This is a genomic window from Streptomyces sp. NPDC037126 (assembly GCF_055605965.1).
Window position 1 is genome coordinate 62,109 of sequence record NZ_JBVJTD010000030.1, and the last position, 16,019, is coordinate 78,127.

At 68.6% G+C, this 16,019-nt stretch carries 14 protein-coding genes and 3 pseudogenes; 11 read left to right on the forward strand and 6 right to left on the reverse strand.

All coding sequences use genetic code 11. The features are described 5' to 3' along the window. The first annotated feature begins 117 nt into the window (after nt 1-117). The 6 genes from ACZ7FF_RS39160 (at nt 118) to ACZ7FF_RS39185 (ending at nt 6,144) form a co-directional block, all read left to right on the forward strand. The gene (locus ACZ7FF_RS39160; RefSeq protein ID WP_470818759.1) at nt 118-483 is read left to right on the forward strand and encodes a hypothetical protein; all 366 of its coding nucleotides are present in this window, start codon (nt 118-120) and stop codon (nt 481-483) included. A 619-nt stretch (nt 484-1,102) separates the two neighbouring features. Continuing rightward, nucleotides 1,103-1,579, forward strand: coding sequence for a hypothetical protein (locus ACZ7FF_RS39165; protein WP_470818761.1), 477 nt, complete (start codon nt 1,103-1,105; stop codon nt 1,577-1,579). Continuing rightward, entirely contained in the window at nt 1,576-2,652 is a 1,077-nt protein-coding gene (locus tag ACZ7FF_RS39170) for a peptidoglycan-binding protein (protein WP_470818763.1), read from the forward strand. The genes ACZ7FF_RS39165 and ACZ7FF_RS39170 overlap by 4 nt, the downstream gene beginning before the upstream one ends. Further along, complete coding sequence (locus tag ACZ7FF_RS39175; RefSeq protein ID WP_470818765.1) at nt 2,649-3,413, forward strand: ABC transporter ATP-binding protein; 765 nt, start codon at nt 2,649-2,651, stop codon at nt 3,411-3,413. Before ACZ7FF_RS39170 ends, ACZ7FF_RS39175 begins: the two co-directional genes overlap by 4 nt. Next, nucleotides 3,410-4,612, forward strand: coding sequence for an ABC transporter permease (locus ACZ7FF_RS39180; protein ID WP_470818766.1), 1,203 nt, complete (start codon nt 3,410-3,412; stop codon nt 4,610-4,612). Before ACZ7FF_RS39175 ends, ACZ7FF_RS39180 begins: the two co-directional genes overlap by 4 nt. A 284-nt stretch (nt 4,613-4,896) precedes the next feature. Beyond that, nucleotides 4,897-6,144 carry a PP2C family protein-serine/threonine phosphatase gene (locus tag ACZ7FF_RS39185; RefSeq protein WP_470818768.1) on the forward strand — a complete coding sequence of 416 codons (1,248 nt, stop codon included), beginning with the start codon at nt 4,897-4,899 and terminating at the stop codon, nt 6,142-6,144. A gap of 108 nt (nt 6,145-6,252) precedes the next feature. Here the strand turns inward: ACZ7FF_RS39185 and ACZ7FF_RS39190 are convergent, their stop codons facing one another. From ACZ7FF_RS39190 to ACZ7FF_RS39200, 3 genes are read right to left on the reverse strand one after another with little or no spacing between them, the layout of a single operon-like run. Continuing rightward, on the reverse strand, nt 6,253-6,654 hold the full coding sequence (locus ACZ7FF_RS39190; protein WP_470818770.1) for a DUF6009 family protein: 402 nt from the start codon (nt 6,652-6,654) through the stop codon (nt 6,253-6,255). Next, nucleotides 6,654-8,174 (reverse strand): DNA primase family protein, encoded by a 1,521-nt coding sequence (locus ACZ7FF_RS39195; protein ID WP_470818772.1) that lies wholly within the window; start codon nt 8,172-8,174, stop codon nt 6,654-6,656. The genes ACZ7FF_RS39190 and ACZ7FF_RS39195 overlap by 1 nt, the downstream gene beginning before the upstream one ends. Beyond that, entirely contained in the window at nt 8,171-9,277 is a 1,107-nt protein-coding gene (locus ACZ7FF_RS39200; protein ID WP_470818774.1) for a bifunctional DNA primase/polymerase, read from the reverse strand. Before ACZ7FF_RS39200 ends, ACZ7FF_RS39195 begins: the two co-directional genes overlap by 4 nt. Before the next feature lie 1,302 nt (nt 9,278-10,579). On the opposite strand from ACZ7FF_RS39200, the pseudogene ACZ7FF_RS39205 reads away from it, so the two are divergent. The 3 genes and pseudogenes from ACZ7FF_RS39205 to ACZ7FF_RS39215 form a co-directional block, all read left to right on the forward strand. Next, nucleotides 10,580-10,852: pseudogene (locus tag ACZ7FF_RS39205) on the forward strand (DUF6192 family protein); the annotation flags it as partial. Between the two features lie 6 nt (nt 10,853-10,858). Further along, a pseudogene (locus tag ACZ7FF_RS39210) lies at nt 10,859-10,945 on the forward strand (RacP protein); the annotation flags it as partial. A 380-nt stretch (nt 10,946-11,325) separates the two neighbouring features. Next, nucleotides 11,326-11,889, forward strand: a complete 564-nt coding sequence (locus ACZ7FF_RS39215; protein ID WP_470818775.1) for a DinB family protein — start codon at nt 11,326-11,328, stop codon at nt 11,887-11,889. 281 nt (nt 11,890-12,170) lie between these two features. Here the strand turns inward: ACZ7FF_RS39215 and ACZ7FF_RS39220 are convergent, their stop codons facing one another. After that, complete coding sequence (locus ACZ7FF_RS39220; RefSeq protein ID WP_470818777.1) at nt 12,171-12,560, reverse strand: hypothetical protein; 390 nt, start codon at nt 12,558-12,560, stop codon at nt 12,171-12,173. Between the two features lie 111 nt (nt 12,561-12,671). On the opposite strand from ACZ7FF_RS39220, the pseudogene ACZ7FF_RS39225 reads away from it, so the two are divergent. Further along, nucleotides 12,672-12,842: pseudogene (locus ACZ7FF_RS39225) on the forward strand (IS982 family transposase); the annotation flags it as partial. 120 nt (nt 12,843-12,962) lie between these two features. Here the strand turns inward: ACZ7FF_RS39225 and ACZ7FF_RS39230 are convergent. After that, complete coding sequence (locus ACZ7FF_RS39230; protein ID WP_470818779.1) at nt 12,963-13,865, reverse strand: ParA family protein; 903 nt, start codon at nt 13,863-13,865, stop codon at nt 12,963-12,965. A 318-nt stretch (nt 13,866-14,183) separates the two neighbouring features. Beyond that, the gene (locus ACZ7FF_RS39235; protein ID WP_470818780.1) at nt 14,184-15,386 is read right to left on the reverse strand and encodes a ParB/RepB/Spo0J family partition protein; all 1,203 of its coding nucleotides are present in this window, start codon (nt 15,384-15,386) and stop codon (nt 14,184-14,186) included. A gap of 397 nt (nt 15,387-15,783) precedes the next feature. On the opposite strand from ACZ7FF_RS39235, the gene ACZ7FF_RS39240 reads away from it, so the two are divergent. Then, nucleotides 15,784-16,019: DUF2637 domain-containing protein (locus tag ACZ7FF_RS39240; RefSeq protein WP_470818782.1), on the forward strand; the 236-nt coding region annotated here is incomplete at its 3' end.

A 16,019-nucleotide genomic window follows, 5' to 3' on the forward strand; every position in this document is an offset into this window, starting at 1 on the left:
ACACTTCACGACGAGCTGGAAAGCACACTAGTTTAGTCGGCAAACATCGGAAAAGGTCATCTGTCGAGCCATTTTCTGACGTGCCATCAGTGTCATCCCGTCAAGAAGGGTATTAGCATGAGAATCGAGACAGCACTGAAGGAAGCCATGGCGACCGACGGCGCAATCGGCGTGGCCGTCGTCGATTGTGAGAGCGGTATGTCCCTGGGAACGCTCGGGGGTGGCCGGGACCTCGACCTGGAAGTCGCGGCGGCGGGCAACACCGAGGTCGTCCGGGCGAAGAGCCGCACGCTCAACGCCCTCGGGATGAACGACTCGGTCGAGGACATACTGATCACCCTGGGCGAGCAGTACCACCTGATTCGCCTGACCACGGGCAGTGGCGGGGGCTTGTTCATCTACCTCGCGCTCGACCGGTCCCGCAGCAATCTCGCTCTCGCCCGGCACGCTCTCAAGCGCATAGCGAATAGCCTGGAGGTCTGACGATCCTCGACGCCGGTGAAACTGCGCGAGCGTGGGACACCACTGCATCACGTAGTGAGCGAGCCGACGCAGGCCGGCCCGGGAAGGGGTTCATCCGCCCCATTTCCGCGGCCGGCCGAGGTATTTCCCGCAGATAATCGCTCACCCGCGATGAGCATTTCCGGAAATCGGGTCCAATCCATTCCTGGTCTGACTCTTCGACGACCGGTTGGCGTCTGTTTATTACGTCGGTCAGGGACGGAAACCACGGGTGAACGACTCCCCGCGGCACGGATCGGAGCGGACCTGCCCTCCCCACCGTCACCTCCGGCGCGTCGTGCGTCGGGGCGCACCCCGACCGGGAGGCCCCGCCGGGCCACGGTGGCGCGCGGCGCGCGTATTGCGTCGAGGTAAGGAATTCTCCTGAGCACCGCGCAACCGGGTCCCTGCTCGAATGGGGCCGCGGCCGGCAGCCGGGACTGATGGTCCTCCATGGCTTCCGCTGCCGCGTCCACATTCGTCTGTGCCGGCCCCCACGTCACGGGGCCGGCGTCTGGAGGCGCCCATGTACACGCGGGTTCACGCCTGGTCCCGGGGACTCACCGCCTCGGCTGCCGTACTGCTGCTCGGAGCTGGTGCGGTGGCTTGCGGCGGCAGCGGCAAGCAGGAGGGAAGCGGCAGCCATTCCTCGGCGGGCAAGGGCTCACAGGGAAGCGGCGACGACTCCTCGTCGGGGAGCGGCTCGGACGGGGTCGAGTTCGCCGCCTGCATGCGGAAGAACGGTGTCCAGGTCGAGGATCCGAAGCCGGGCGAGCAACCGCGAGTACCCGACGGCGTGCCGCAGACGGTTCTGGACAAGGCCAAGAAGCAGTGCGGCGGCGGCGCCGGACCCCAAACGGCCGGTGGTGGGGTCACGATCACCAATCCGGAGAAGTTTGACGCACTCAGGGTCAAGCTCCTCAAGTGCGAGCGCGACCACGGCTGGGAGCCCCCGAAGCCGAAGAACGGAGGCATCGCGTTGAACGGCGACGACCCGGCGTTCAAGCTGGCCCAGAAGGCCTGCCGTTCGATCAGTGACGAGATGGACAAGTACATCAAGACGGGGCAGGACAAGTGACCGAGACGCCTCCCCGCGGCCGACGCCGGCAGTTCGTCGTCGTCGCCGCCGCAACAGGAGTGGTGCTCGTCGCGGTCGTCGCCGGAACGGCGTTCCTGCGGGCGGACCCCTCCGACCGGCCGGCCGCCTCGAAACGGCACCTGCCGGCCGCCACCGAGAAGGTCGCCCGGGGGGACCTGGTGTCGCAGGTGATCACACCCGGCACGGTGCGTTTCTCCGGCGCCCGCGGGATCACGAACCACCTCGCCGGGGTCATCACCTGGGTACCCGGAAGCAACAGCGTCGTCGAGATGGGCCGGCGGCTCTACTCGGTCGACGACACACCCGTGATCCTGCTGCACGGAGCACTCCCGGCATGGCGGGAGTTCAAGCCTGGCATGTCGGACGGCGAGGACGTCCGCATGCTGGAGGAGAGCCTCGCCGAGCTGGGCTACACCGGCTTCACCGTGGACGACGAGTTCAGCGGCAAGACCGAGGCCGCGGTGAAGCGCTGGCAGAAGAACACCGGCCTGCCGCAGACCGGCAGGATCGAGCTGGGCCGGGTGGTGTTCGCATCGGGCCCGCTGCGGATCGCGGACGTCCAGGCGCACACGGGTGATCCCGCCACCGCCGGGCAGGAAGTGCTGCGCGCCAGTGGATCCCAGCAGCTCGTCTCGGCGCAGGTCCCCGAGGAGGACCAGCAGATGGCCGTCAAGGGGGCGAAGGTGGACGTCGAACTCCCGGACGGCACACGGACACCCGGAGCCATCTCGTCGGTCGGCACCCTGAAGAACGCTGAGGGCGACAAGAAGGTCGTCCCGATCACCGTTCAGCTGGCCTCACAACACTCGGTGGCCAAGCTCCAGAACGCGGACGTGGCGGTGGTGCTGAAGCGGACCGTGGTCCGGAACGTGCTGTCCGTCCCGGTCACCGCGCTCATGCCGGACTCCGGCGACGGCTACACGGTGGAGGTCGTCGACGGCGCGATCGTCAAGCTGGTGCCGGTGAAGACCGGGGCGTTCGCCAACGGGCGCGTCGAGGTGAGCGGCCCGGACCTCAAGGAAGGCATGCGGGTGGGGGTGCCCAAACTGTGACGGCTCTCGGCCATGACACCACGCAGGCCCCGCGCGTTTCCCGCGACGCCGTGGTGACCCTGAGGCAAGCCGGCCGGGCCTACGGATCGGGACCCCACCGGGTCGACGCGCTGACCGACGTAACGACGACGATCGCGGCCGGGGAACTCCTCGCCGTCGTCGGGCCCTCGGGATCCGGCAAGTCCACCCTGCTCAACCTCGTCGGCACCCTGGACCGTCCCACCTCGGGCCAGGTGATCGTGGACGGGCACCAGGTGGACCGCCTCGACGACCGGAAGCTGTCCGCCCTGCGCGCGTACCGCATCGGCTTCGTCTTCCAGCAGTTCCACCTCGCCAAGGGAACACGGGCCCTGGACAACGTCGCCGACGGGCTGCTGTACACGGGCCTGCCCCGGCGGCGGCGCCGTGACCGCGCCGCCGCCGCCCTGCACCGGGTCGGGCTCGGCCACCGCCTCGACCACCGGCCCCACCAGCTCTCCGGCGGCGAACGGCAGCGTGTGGCGATCGCCCGGGCCGTGGTGGGCGACCCGGCGCTGCTGCTGGCGGACGAGCCCACGGGGGCGCTGGACAGTCAGGCCGGTGCCCTGGTGGTGAGCCTGCTGCGGGAACTGAACGCCTCCGGCACCACCGTGGTGGTCATCACGCACGACAACGACCTGGCGAAAAGCCTGCCGAGGCGGCTGGTCATGCGTGACGGGCGCCTCCTGCGTGACACCGTGACCGCAGCCCCCGTACCCGAAGCGGCCGGAGGCCACGGATGAGCCACGCCGACCTCACGAACTCACGCCTGCGGGCCGCGGACCTGATGCGGCTCGGCGCCAGCGGTCTGAGCACCCGGCCCCTGCGCGCCGTACTGTCCGCGGCCGGCATCGCCATCGGCATCGCCGCGATGATCGCCGTCATCGGCATCTCCGCCTCCAGCCAGGCCCAGCTGAACGCCGAGCTGAACAAGCTCGGCACCAACCTGCTGGTAGTGGCACCGGGGACGAACCCGGACACCGGGACTCTGGTTCCGCTGCCCGTGACCGCCGTGCAGACCATCGCCCGGGCGGACGGTGTGGACGCCGTCAGCGGCACGGGAAATCTGCAGGAGGTCAACGCCTACCGCAACGCGCACGTGGACGAGGCGGAGACGAACTCACTGACCGTCCTGGCCACCGACACCGGTCTGCTGCGGACCCTGAAGGCGACCATGAACTGGGGCGGCTGGCTGAACCAGGCCCCGGACCGCTACCCGACGGCCGTCCTCGGCCGGCGCGCGGCGTCCCGGCTGGGCGTCACGAACCCGGGAGAGCAGGTGTGGATCGGCAACCGGTACTTCACCGTGCTCGGCATCCTCGATCCGGCCCCGCTGGCCCCCGGCCTCGACACGTCCGTGCTCGTCACCAACAAGGCGGCCGAGCGGTACCTGGGTTACGACGGCCATCCGACCCAGGTCTACGAGCGCTCCGCGGACGACCTCGTGACGACGGTGCGGGGCATGCTGGCCCGGGCCGCCAATCCGGAAAACCCGCAGTACGTCGCCATCAGCCGGCCCTCGGACGCGCTGAAGGCCCGGCAGGCCGCCGACGCCTCCTTCACCGGGCTGCTGGTCGGGCTGGGCGCGGTGGCCCTGCTCGTCGGCGGGATCGGCGTGGCCAACACCATGGTCATCGCCGTGATGGAGCGGCGCGGGGAGATCGGTCTGCGCCGCTCCCTGGGCGCGGCACGACGGCACATCTCCCGGCAGTTCCTCGTGGAGGCGCTGCTGCTGTCCTGCCTCGGCGGGCTGACCGGGGCGGCCCTCGGCTCGGGCGTTACCGCCGGGTACGCGGTGAGCCAGGGCTGGCCCACCGCGATCCCCCTGGCCGCCCTGGCCGGCGGGGTGGGAGCCACCGCGGTGATCGGCATGATCGCGGGGCTGTATCCGGCGCTGCGTGCCGCCCGCACCTCGCCGACGGTCGCCCTCGCCGCACCGTGAAACCCCGCACCGCACCGTGGTCCCCGGTCCGGCCCCCTCCTTCCGGAGCCGGGGCCGGCGAAGGGGACACCCGGGCGACACCCTAGGGAAAGCACCTAGCGTGAATCGGCGCATTCCTCGGCAATCTGGTTCAGGAAGGACATGTCGAGTCGAGGCGAGGTCATCTCGTGGACGATTTCCACACCACCGCCCTGCGAGGCATCCGCCGCCGCTCACCGGTCACCCCAGGAGATGAGACGGGCGGGTGCAACCGGAGCAGCCGGCCGGCCCTGACAGGGGAGGTCGTGAGTCCCGCACCTCCTGCCGGCTGGGGCCGCGGGCGGCGGTATTGGCCGGTCTCCGTCCCCGTGCTGCTGATCGTGGTCATCACGCTCGTGGACGTGCTGACCCCGTCCGACGTGAGCATGACGCCCTTTCTGGTCGTGGCGCCGGCGATCACCGCCTCGTTCGCCCGCCCCCGGGCCACCGCGGCCATCGGGGTGCTGGCCGTGGCGGCCGAGATCGCCGCGGACATACAGGACACGAGGCCTTCTCATCCCCACGGAACCGTGGAGATCGCCGCCCTGATCGCCGTATCCGCGTTCGTCGTGGTCTTCGCGCACATTCGCGAGCACTACAGCCGGCGCTACAGCCATGCGCGGTCCCTGGCACTCGCTGCGCAGAAGGCCGTGCTCAGGCCCCTGCCCGACCGGCTGGGGCGGATCGAGATCGCCTCCGTCTACCTCGCGGCCGAGGCCGAGGCGGTCATGGGCGGTGACCTCTACGCCGCCGCACGGTCCGGGAAGAAGACCCGGTTGCTGATCGGTGACGTGCGGGGCAAGGGCATGAACGCCGTCGGTGAGGCGGCGCTCGTGCTGGGCGCCTTCCACGCCACCGCACACCAGACGCCCGCCCTCGACGACCTGATGGCCACCCTGGACGACACCCTGGTCGCCGTACCCGATCCGGGCGGCGTGTCGCGGGACGGCGAGGAGTTCGTCACCGCCCTCCTCCTGGAGGTGCCCGACGAGGACGGGCCGCTCCGGGTCGCCATGTGCGGGCATCCCGCACCGGTCATCGTCCGTGACGGCCGGGTGGTCTCCCCCGCGCTTCCCGAGGCGGCGCCTCCACTGGGGCTGGGCATCTCGTCCGCCCACGTACAGATCGGGACCATTGCCTGCGCACCCGGCGACATCGTGCTGCTGTGCACCGACGGGGTCCTGGAGGCCCGTGACGGGTCGGGGCGCTTCTACCCGCTCGCCGAGCGCATCGCCGCCTGGCCCGGCGGGGATCCCGACTCCCTCGTCTCCTACCTCCGTGAGGACCTGCTGCGCCACACCGGGGGCCGGTCCCTGGACGACGCGGCCCTGGTCGCGTTCCGCCGCGACCCCGCCGCCCGTACGGTCCTGTCTCCGCAGGCCGCTCCGGTCCCGGCGCGGCGCCGGCCGCGAGTCGACGCCGGCAGGGACCTGTCGCCGTTCACCGCCGTGGCGGCCCGGCGGGCGGGCGCAGTCCGGCGATACGGTTCCGCCGCTGGCTACAACCTCGGCTGAGACGAGTGGCCCGGGAGCACACGTCGAGGCCGTCCCCGGAGGGGCGCCCGGAACAGGGCCGCCCCTCCCCCGGCTGCTCACCGTCTCCTCGGCCACCGGCCGGGATCGTCACAGGGGCAGCGTTATACCCAGCTGCTGCATCGCCGTGGAGGGCGGACCGCCCTCGGATCTCTCCGTCTTGAAGCCCTTCACCCGGGGCGCGAGGGTGCGGGGGTCCACCGCCTCCGCGGGCGCGCTCTTGGCGTACAGACCACCGGGCTGGCTGTCACGGTCATGGGGCAGGAGCCAGAAGACGCGTCGGCGGAACGTGCCCGAGGCCCGGGAGGGCTTGGCTGTGGGGCCGAGCAGGGCGTAGCCCACCATCCGCCCGTCCCGGTGGTAGGCGGGGCGGCCCTTGCGCGTGGGCAGCCGATCGAGGCTCTGGCGGACGTAGTCGAGTTCGCCGATGTCCTCCAGCCACACGAACTCGATCTCGTGGCTGATTTCGTCCTCAGTGATCAGAGAGCTCATCAGCCGGCTTCCCTCTCCTCGTCGGTGAGTAGTCCGATGCCCGGGTAGTGCTTGCGCTGGTTGGACAGGATCATCTCCTTGGGCGAGGCCAGCCCCACGAGTTCCCTGGTCCGGGAGGCGAACGCGCGGGAGGACATCGCCGGTACCCCCTCATTCTGGCACCAACTCTTGTAGGCCGCGTAGAGCGCCGTCTGCTCGGCCCGGAGTTCGGGAGCCAGACAGCAGCACTCCTCGTAGAAGCGGCCGGTGTGGTCCTCGGTCTCGGCGTAGGCCGTGGTGGCGATCCGTACCCGCTCGGGGCCGGTCAGGTCACGGGCGCCGGCGAGGTACCGCCGAGCGCCCTCGATGAGCCAGCCCAGAATCCCAGGGCCTTCCTCCGTGACGAGGATGTCCGCCAGGTTGTCGATCTTGCGGTGGTCCGGGACGACCCGCTCGAAGGGGATCAGGCGCATACGGCGCCAGAAGGCGAAGCCACCCGTGCCGACCTCGGGTCGGTGGTTGCCCAGCAGCCAGAGCTTGTGCGTGGGTTCGAAGCTGAAGAAGTCCTGCCGCATACGGCGGGCCTTGATCCGGTCGCCGCCGGTGAGGAGCTTGACGCGGGCCTCGTCGAACTTGTCTCCGGGCTTGACCTCCGAGCAGACGATCACGCGTCGGCCGTGCAGTTCGGCGAGGTCCGTCGGGTGCCCCTCGTAGGGACGGGCCATGAGGAAGCCGGGCGGGGCCGCGTCCGCGTAGTCGCCGAGCAGCTTCATCAGGACGTCCAGCAGCACGGACTTGCCGTTCTTGCCGGAACCGAACAGGAAGGGCAGCACCTGGCCTCCGACGTCGCCCGTGACGGAGTACCCGAGCAGGAGCTGCAGGTAGGAGATCATCTCCCGGCCCTCGGTGTCGTTGCCGAAGGTGTCGGTCAGGAACGTCTCCCAGCGGGGGGTGGACATCGGCTGCGGGCTCACGGTGGTGGACCGGGAGTGGAAATCCGTGTTCGGATCGGGGCTCTTGATCAGGCTGGTGCGCAGGTCGACGATGCCGTCCGGAGTGCACAGAGCATAGGGGTCGGCGTCCAGCAGGGCGGCGTTCAGCACCATCCCGGGGGCCGACTTGGCCTGGGTCAGCATGGCGTTGATGCCGGTCGTGGACAGGGCCCGCCGGCGGTGCTGCTGGAGGGCACCGGTGGTGAAGACGCCGCGGGCGTCGTGCGTGGCGATGTTCTCGGCGAGGTCACCGGCCGCCCACAGCACCGTGTCGTCCTCGTCGATCTGCCAGCGGGTGGTGTCCCACCGGTACCAGCCGATGCCGGGCACGTGCCGGTAGTCGTTGGAGTAGAGCCTCACGAACAGCTTGGCGTTGCCGCGGTCGGAAAGGGTGTCGGGAAGCAGCCCGTGCGCGGTCGCCTCGAGCGGGGGACGTTCCGTCGCCGACTGGGCCGGCAGGGGAACGGCCGCCGCGGTCTGGTCACGGATCTGGGCGGCCACGGCTTCGGGGTCGAATTCGAAGAGCGTGTCGGGGCGCGGCGATGTCACGAGCGGCTCCCGGTGGCGTGCAGTGGCTTCTTCAGGCCGGCGGCAAGGCCGCTGCGGATGGTCTGTTCGATGCGCGCCTCCTGACCGGGGCGCGCTTCCATGGCGGCCCTCCGGAGGGCCTGCTCGGCCTCTTCCCGCGGGAGGCGACCGGCCGCGACGAGACCCCCCAGGGTGTACGCGGCCCGGTTGAGGGCCTCGGAGAAGCCTGCGCCCTCGGCGACCTGGCCGCAGTCCTCTACGGGCGCGAGAACGGCCGCGAGCGTGTGCTGGGGGCCGCCTCCGGCGGCCAGGACGGCCTGCTGGGCGCGGGGCGGCACCGGGCGGGGCGCGGGGACGTTCGGCGCGGGCAGATGGCCCGTACGGTCGAGTTCCCGGGCCAGCCAGGCGGGCAGCGGCGCCGGTTCCCTGGTGGTGCCGACGGGGATGTAGGAGCCCTGCCTGGTGGTGGTCCCCGGGGCGATGATGTAGCTCCCGTGGGCCCGGATGTCGACCTGCCAGGCCAGGGCGCGGCCCTTGCCAGAGCCGACAGAGGAGAGCCACCGGCGGTTGTCGGTGGCCCGGTACCAGACGTGGAGCCCGCCGGAGGGGGTGCGCACCCGCAGGGTGGCGGTGTCGTCGGCCGGGCTGGGCTGGCCTCGCAGGGCGGCGAGTACGGCGAGGGTGTGGAAGCCGTTGGCCAGGCCCGTGAGGTCCACCTGGTCCCCGATGGGGATGCCCGGCAGGAGCCGGTCCCGGGCCGGGGTCTCCGTGGAATGGGCATCGATGTCGATGACCACGAGGCCCGCGGTTCCGCAGGCGACGCCGATGCCGAACTCCGGATGGGCGCCCCACCACTGCTTGATGAGGCTCTGGTTCAGGGTGGCGGCGTGGAAGCCGTGGCACCAGCGGCCTTCGCGAAGACAGGCGCAGCCTGCGGCGGCATGGGGGTGCGTGCGACAGTCGCTGCAGTTTGCGGCCGGGGTCTTCCGGCCTGCCGCGAGCGGGTGGACCGGCCAGCCCCGTCGGGCACACCACTGGGCGGTGGCCAGAGACAGCTCCGAGACCGAGGGCCCGCGGGCGGGCTGCGGTGAGTCGCTGGGACGGAACTGCAGTTCAGCAGGCACAAGGACCCCCCATCAGCGACCGAAGCGACTCAACGACGGACACAGACTAGCGAATACGGCCTGGTGGAGGTGGGAGCACCTCGGCAAGAGGGTTGACGCCGTGTTCATGTTGGGGCATGAGGGGCGCGGCCCAGCTACCGAAGCAGTGGGGCAGCGACTGAAGCGGCTTCAGTCGCTGGTCTCAGGCCCAAGAGAAAACACCAGGTCAGAGGCTGTGCAACAACCAGAACAGCGACTGAAGCGACTGAAGGCTTCTATATATGACGCACACGAGCACACGCCATGTCTCTCATATATGGGGACCTTCGGTCGCTTCAGTCGCTGCTTTTTCTATCGCAACGCTCTGACCTGCGGTTTTTCTGCTTCGAAGACCAGCGACTGAAACACTCCTCAGTCGCTCCCCTTCAGTCGCTGCCGCTTCCCGCCCAGCGACCGAAGCGACCGAAGCGACCCAGCACCGGACATCGCTTCGTAGTGATCCGCTCACTCAGCGCCCCTGAGGCCGATCTTCCCGCCATCACCTGGCGAGCACATTCGCTCAGGCGTGATGAACAGTGTGCGCGCTGAGAAGCGCATGGGCAGTGACCGAGGTAGTACGCGCTCCGGCCTCCTCGTCGATTCCCGGGCGTGGCGGCCTGTGTTCAGGCCTGTGGCGAGGAGAGGGGGATGCGTCTGGAGGCGTCCCCCCCCCGGCAGGCATCTGCCCATAGCACATGAAGCCAAGAAATCATAGTCCGATGCACCTTCGGCATGGGGTTGAGCATGGACGGCTGCCCTCTTGAGAAGCCCCTTCGCCGCGAGTCGACAGGCCGGCCCCGGGCGGTGACCGTCTTCTCCCCCACGCGGGCCACCCGCGGAATCCGCGGCGCCGCCCGGTCCGTGAAGCGCACCAGCACCCACCTCCGCGGCTTCCGCCGCCTGCGTATCCGCCGGAACCGGGTGCCTTGGCTGGTTGGGATTCGCGGAAGGTGCCGCCGCGGAGCACGGTGAAGAGGACGTCGGCCCCCCTGGCGAGGCCGGGCCCGGGCGTGGTACTTGCCCCGGCCGATCTTCCCGTCGTACAGGCCCCGGAGTCCGGGTCGCCGAGCGCGGCCGCCTCGGTCCCAGGGACTGTCACGCTCTGCTCGTCCAACGCGGCGAAGACTTCCCCGACCAGCCGTTCGGCCATCCTCGACGCCAGCGCCCGCAGCAGGCTGATCGGCTGCCGCCAGTCGGCCTTGCGCCTCTGTGTGCTGTGGCCCTGACCGTGCCCGCAGGCTGAGGACCTGTTCCAGTGAGGGGTGGATCTGGGGCAGTAAGCAGCACCTCGAGGAGACCAGCCCCGTCGCCCCCGCGATCCGCGACATCGACCGGTCGGTGGAGTTCTTGGACCTGGTCACCGTCTGCCATGCGTTCGTCGCGGCGGCCGGCCGGGTCGTCCCCGGAATGCGCGACCGCCAGCTCTGCGACGACGAACGCGTGATCGTGCACGAGAACGTCGCACGTGTGAGGGCGACGCTGGACTGGATCGAGACAGCCGTGGACACCGGCAAGGTCGACGTCGACGGCGAACTGGCCAAGCTCCTGCAGGGTGAACAGCCGATGCCCCGTGCCTCCGAGCGCAGATCGCCGGCGGCTCAGCGACACGCCGACACCGTCCGGTTCGTGCTCTTCGAAGCCCGGCCGGCCTGACCTTTGTCCGGCTGGTCAGATCCAGCGAACTCTCCAACACTCCGAATCGCTCATCACCTGGGCCGCAATCACCTTGATGACCAGGCGCATCACCCGCCGAAGCTCTCGCAGGAGCGGACAGCCGGCCTCCCGCGAGGCCCACCGCGACTGATCCGATCGGCACTGACGGTCAGCAGTGCCACCGAGAAGTCACCGGGCCCTCAAGTCAGCCCAATTCTCGCACCACCACGACGACTTCATCAGCGCAACCGGCAACATCGAGACCGGTGTCCTGTTGCCCAGAAATCCCAGGTCGCGCTGCCGGACGGCATAGCCGGAGTCTTGCTGCGTCCACCAAGCCGGCACGCTCCTGCTCGACGGGTCTGTAGTGTGCGGAAATGACAAGAAGCGAGCGGCTCGTGGAGCAGTTGGACTGGTACTGGCGCAAGAACCTGCGGCCACGGCTGGACGGTCTTACCGACGAGGAGTACTTCTGGGAGCCGGTGCGCGGCTGCTGGAGCGTCCGCCCACGTGGCACGTCAGCCGCACCGATGTCGGCGGGTTCAGGGGAGTGGACGATGGACTTCGCGCCCCCTGCCCCAGAGCCGGCGCCGGTGACCACGATTGCCTGGCGGCTGGCGCACATCATCGTCTCGTGCCTGGGCTATCGGGTCGGATGGTACTTCGGCGGCCTGGACTTCGACGCCGAGGCGTTCGCCTACGCGGGGACCGCTGACGAGGCGCTAAAACAGCTCGATGAGATGTACGGGAGATGGAACGCGGGGGTCCGCGAACTCTCGGACGCCGACCTAGACAATCCGCCCGCGATGAGTCCCGAGCCGTTTCCCATGGAGAACAGGGTCCTGCACGTCAACAGGGAGCTGATCCATCACGGCGCCGAAATTTCCCTGCTGCGCGACCTCTACCGCTGGCAGGACGGGGCCGCACCGCACCGAATATGAGCCGGGTGCGGCGCCAAGCAGCAGTCGACCAGCCGCCCCCGCCACCCAAACCCCGCCGTTCGAACTCTGAGATGGGCAAACGCCCAGACGCCGCAGGTGATCATGTCATGCCCAGATCAGAAACAGGCACTGAACCCAGCTTGGTCGCGAGGCGCATCGAGCGGGTCTTGGCGGTCTGAGTGGTGAGTACCGCTGGGTGTGGGCTGGGCGGCGGCCGAAACCACTGCGAGCCGGTCAGGCGGCGGGCTGCCGGCTCTGGTTGTCGAGGTGATAGCGGGTGGTCAGGCGTCAGGGTCGACTTCGGGGTGCGTGAACCGCACGGGCTTGCCCAGTGACCGGGCGTAGGAGATTTCGGTTCGGGTGCTGTCTCCGATGTAGTCGCCGACTACGAGCACCTCATCAGCGAGCCGGATCTTCGCCTGGTGCAGCCCGGCGAGTCGAACCTTCAGCGCCTCGGCCTCGACAGGATCGGACCAGAGTTCGTGCGGCGACTTCATGTCTATGCCCGGTTTGACGACAATCTTTCCGTCTTTGGTCTCCCGTAGATCGGCCTCGTTCATCTCGGTCACGAAGCGGGTGGAGCCGCAGATCGCGACGATAGGCGGGAGGCTCAACAGCTTCTTCGCGTCGGCGAGCTTCTCCTCGGGGGTGAGCTGTTGCGGGTATGACACTGGTTCCTCCTGGTGGTGTGGTCCAAGGGGTACCTGCGGAGACGAGAACGAGGGTGTCCCGGATCGTTTTTCAGCCGCCTGGCTACAGTGAGCGGCTGCGCAAGGCGGCCGGTCGTGGACTCCACCCCGATGGAATGCGGCTTCTCCCGCGAGACCGTCATACGCTCCGACCTGGCAGGTTGGGCCGAATACGGCTACTGCATGCGGCTACTGCGCCAGCCACAGCCGCTTCTTCTGGACCTGCGCCTGGTCTGCACCCTTCAGGGCCTGCCCATCGCCTACGATCACTGACCCCTCGGAATAGATCATCAAGGCAGGAACAGGTGGCTGAGATGGGCCTCTCCCAGGGATGTCGGCGGGAGGGCCGAAGTCCTCCCGCCGAACCACCAGGTGCTGCCGTGACTACCTGCGAGTGAATCCCAGGGCCTGGGTCACGAGGTAGTAGTCGTCGGTAGCCGACAGAGCCGTCTGGGGCGTGAGCTTCGACGGGTTCTCGGTGACCGGATCGTAGTAGCGCAGCACCTTCTGCGCCGCATAGGCCTCGGGGATACGAGGGCTGCGCCGAACCGTCGGCAACACGAGTTCCTCGTAGGCTTCCTTGGCCTGCTGCTGGCTGTCGTCGTACACCGCCCCCTGGTTACGAGTGGTCGGGCAGTCGACGATGAGGATGTTGGACAGCGCGGCCCCAGCCCCCATCGCGGAGAAGGTCTCCCCGATCTCCCCGATCTTCGCCTCCATCCGGGTAAGGGCGCGGAGTTCCTTCCAGCCCGGCTTCACACAGGCCACGACATCATCAGCGGCCACGATCGCGTTGACGACGATCAAGCCGAGGTTGCCAGGGCAGTCGATGAGGATCAGGTCGTACGTGTCACGGATCCGCTCGATCTGCGACTTGAGCCAGAACTCGCGGCCGGTCTTGGGCGCGAGGAGCTGCTCTGCCTCCTCCAGCGCGCTGGAGCCGAGCAGGATGAAGAGGTTCGGAATCTGGGCCGTCCGATCCTCTTCGTAGGGGCCGGCGAGTGCCGGAACAATAGCGTCCTCGATCTTGGCTGCCCCTGTGAGAGCGTCGTAGAGGTTGGCCTGGTTGGGCAGATCGTCGGGGTTGTCGTAGCCAACGGCCGCCGACGCATCGCACTGCGCGTCTGCGTCGATGACGAGGACGGTGTAACCCAGATCGGCCGCACAGGCTCCGATGTTGACAGCCGACGTCGTCTTTCCGGCGCCACCGCTTTGGTTGGTGAGTGCGAAGACCTGAGCGATGCGGCTTGCCGTCTCGGATGCGGTGCGGTTGCGGGACGAAGTCATGAGTGAGCCTCCACTTGTGATTGCGGCGCAATCACTTGAGCAGTGAGAGTTCGCGCGCGGATGGAAGGGGCCCTTGCGAACGCATAGGGCTGAGAGTGCCACTGTGTCTGCGGCACACCTTGGTTTTCAGATGCCCGAGGGAACAGGGTCCATGGCGTGAGGTGATTGCGCCGCAATCAAGGACCTGTACTGGTCGACGCCACGTGGTGACGGCGGACCCGAAGGTGAAGCCGTACCGGGCGCAGGTTACAGGTCGAACAGGTGCGATGACCAGCCGCCCCGCCCATGGCAATCGGCGGGCGCGATCCGGGCGGGACTTCAGGAGGAGAGGAGGTCCTGCAGGTCCTTGATCTCGGCTTCGCTCAGGAGATCCAGGATGCGGAGTGCCAAATCCTCGACGCTGCGTACGACGATGACGCCACGCGGCTCCTCGGTCGCCACTGCTGAAGCGGGCGCGGCTGAAGCGGGGGCAGCGGACGTGGGCGCGGCTGACGTGGGCGCAGCCTTCGAGCTGGGCGCGGGACTTGATGGCACCACGGGATCGGGCTGCCCGGCGGAAGTGGGCTCGGGCCGGCTGGTGCGCGAATCGAGGGTAGGAGTGGCCGGCGCTGAGGCCCCCTGAGCGGGTTCACCGGAACGAGGCTCAGGCAGGGGCGACGTGGGCGGCGCCGTTTCGGTGATTGCGCCGCAATCACTCGGAGCCGCTGCACCGGCGATGTCCTGTTGGTCGGCCGGCAGCTTGGAAGCCGCCGCGGCCTGCTGGGCCGTCAGCTCCCCACGGACGAAGGCCTCCTGCAGGTCGTTCCGCAGTCGGGCGTATACGGTGGCCGCCTCCCGTACCGGCAGCAGAAGGCGTCCCTCGTCGGGACCCGACTCCGCGGAGTTCTCCAGGAGCTGCTGCTCCTTCAGCCAGTGATCGATGACGGCCTGGCGGAGGGACGGCACGAGTCGGAGCAGTGCCACCCGATGAGAGATGTAGGTCTGGGAGCAGCTGACCCGCTGAGCCAGCTCTCGCTGGGAAAGACGCTTCCCGTCCTGGTCGCCCTCACTGAGGGCCTCTTGAAACTCAAGCGCCTCTTCGATCGGGTTGAGTCCCATGCGCTGGAGGTTTTCCTGGATCGCCGCGATGCGCAGACTGGGGACGTCCCGCCGAACCAGGATGGGAACCTCGCTCAGACCCGCCTCCAGCGCGGCGGCGAGACGACGATGGCCGTGATGGACGACAAACAGGACCCCCGCAGCGACTCGGGCCTCAACGGCCTCCTTGTGTTGCGGATAGACCTCGACATACACATCCGGCGGGATGACGGTCATGGCCGTGTTCATACCGTCCGAGCGCAGAGTGTCCGCCAGCTCGTCGATTTTGAGGAGCTTCTTGCGCCCGTTCTCCGGGCTCGGCATCAACTGGTCGGGCCGCACGGTGGGCAGCCCCTGCGGCACAAGTCGAGCCTGCTGAGTAGCCGCCTTGCGCGCCGCCCGCTCGGCTGCCAGATCGCGCTTGAGTCCGGGTTTCTGAGGCATGGACTTCTCCGTGGGGTTTGTTGCTTGACGTGGGACGTGAGCTTAGCGGCCGAGTTGGCCCGGTTGTTGCTGTGGGGGAGTGATTGCGCCGCAATCACTCCCCCACAGCAACAACCGGGCTGCGGACAACTCAGGCAATCAGTACGTTTGTTGTCTTACCGGGGGGGTGTGCCGCCACTCGTCTCTGTGATCTTGTGGCTGCGGTCGGTGACACCGGGGTTGGCGACGGCCGCTCCCGGATCACTTTTCGTCGACGATTTGCCGTCAGGGAGCTGGGGAGTGTCTTCGAGGCACCCAAGTCATGCGAGTGTGTGGGGTGTTCAAGGCTCGACAAGTCGGGAGAGTGTCAACAGAGGTGACTGCGGTGGAGAAGGAAGCACGGCCGACGCTGACTCGGATGCACCGCATACTCATCGGCGTGGTCGTGTCCGGCGCCTTGATCATCGCCGGCATCGGCTTCGCCGGCTCGTACGCGGCTGTCCGTGAGCTGGCCATCAAGAAGGGCTTCGGGAACTTCTCCTATGTGTTCCCGGTCGGGATCGACGCGGGTATCTGTGTCCTGCTGTCCCTCGACCTGCTGCTGACCTGGATCCGCATCCCCTTCCCGCTGCTGCGCCAGACGGCGTGGCTCCT

What these genes read in the sequence shown, in the direction of transcription:
- ACZ7FF_RS39190 (WP_470818770.1), bottom strand. Translation starts at nt 6,654, where the DNA reads ATGAGCTCTCTGATCACTGAGGACGAAATCAGCCACGAGATCGAGTTC.
- ACZ7FF_RS39215 (WP_470818775.1), top strand. Translation starts at nt 11,326, where the DNA reads ATGACAAGAAGCGAGCGGCTCGTGGAGCAGTTGGACTGGTACTGGCGC.
- ACZ7FF_RS39235 (WP_470818780.1), bottom strand. Translation starts at nt 15,386, where the DNA reads ATGCCTCAGAAACCCGGACTCAAGCGCGATCTGGCAGCCGAGCGGGCG.
- ACZ7FF_RS39160 (WP_470818759.1), top strand. Translation starts at nt 118, where the DNA reads ATGAGAATCGAGACAGCACTGAAGGAAGCCATGGCGACCGACGGCGCA.
- ACZ7FF_RS39230 (WP_470818779.1), bottom strand. Translation starts at nt 13,865, where the DNA reads ATGACTTCGTCCCGCAACCGCACCGCATCCGAGACGGCAAGCCGCATC.
- ACZ7FF_RS39180 (WP_470818766.1), top strand. Translation starts at nt 3,410, where the DNA reads ATGAGCCACGCCGACCTCACGAACTCACGCCTGCGGGCCGCGGACCTG.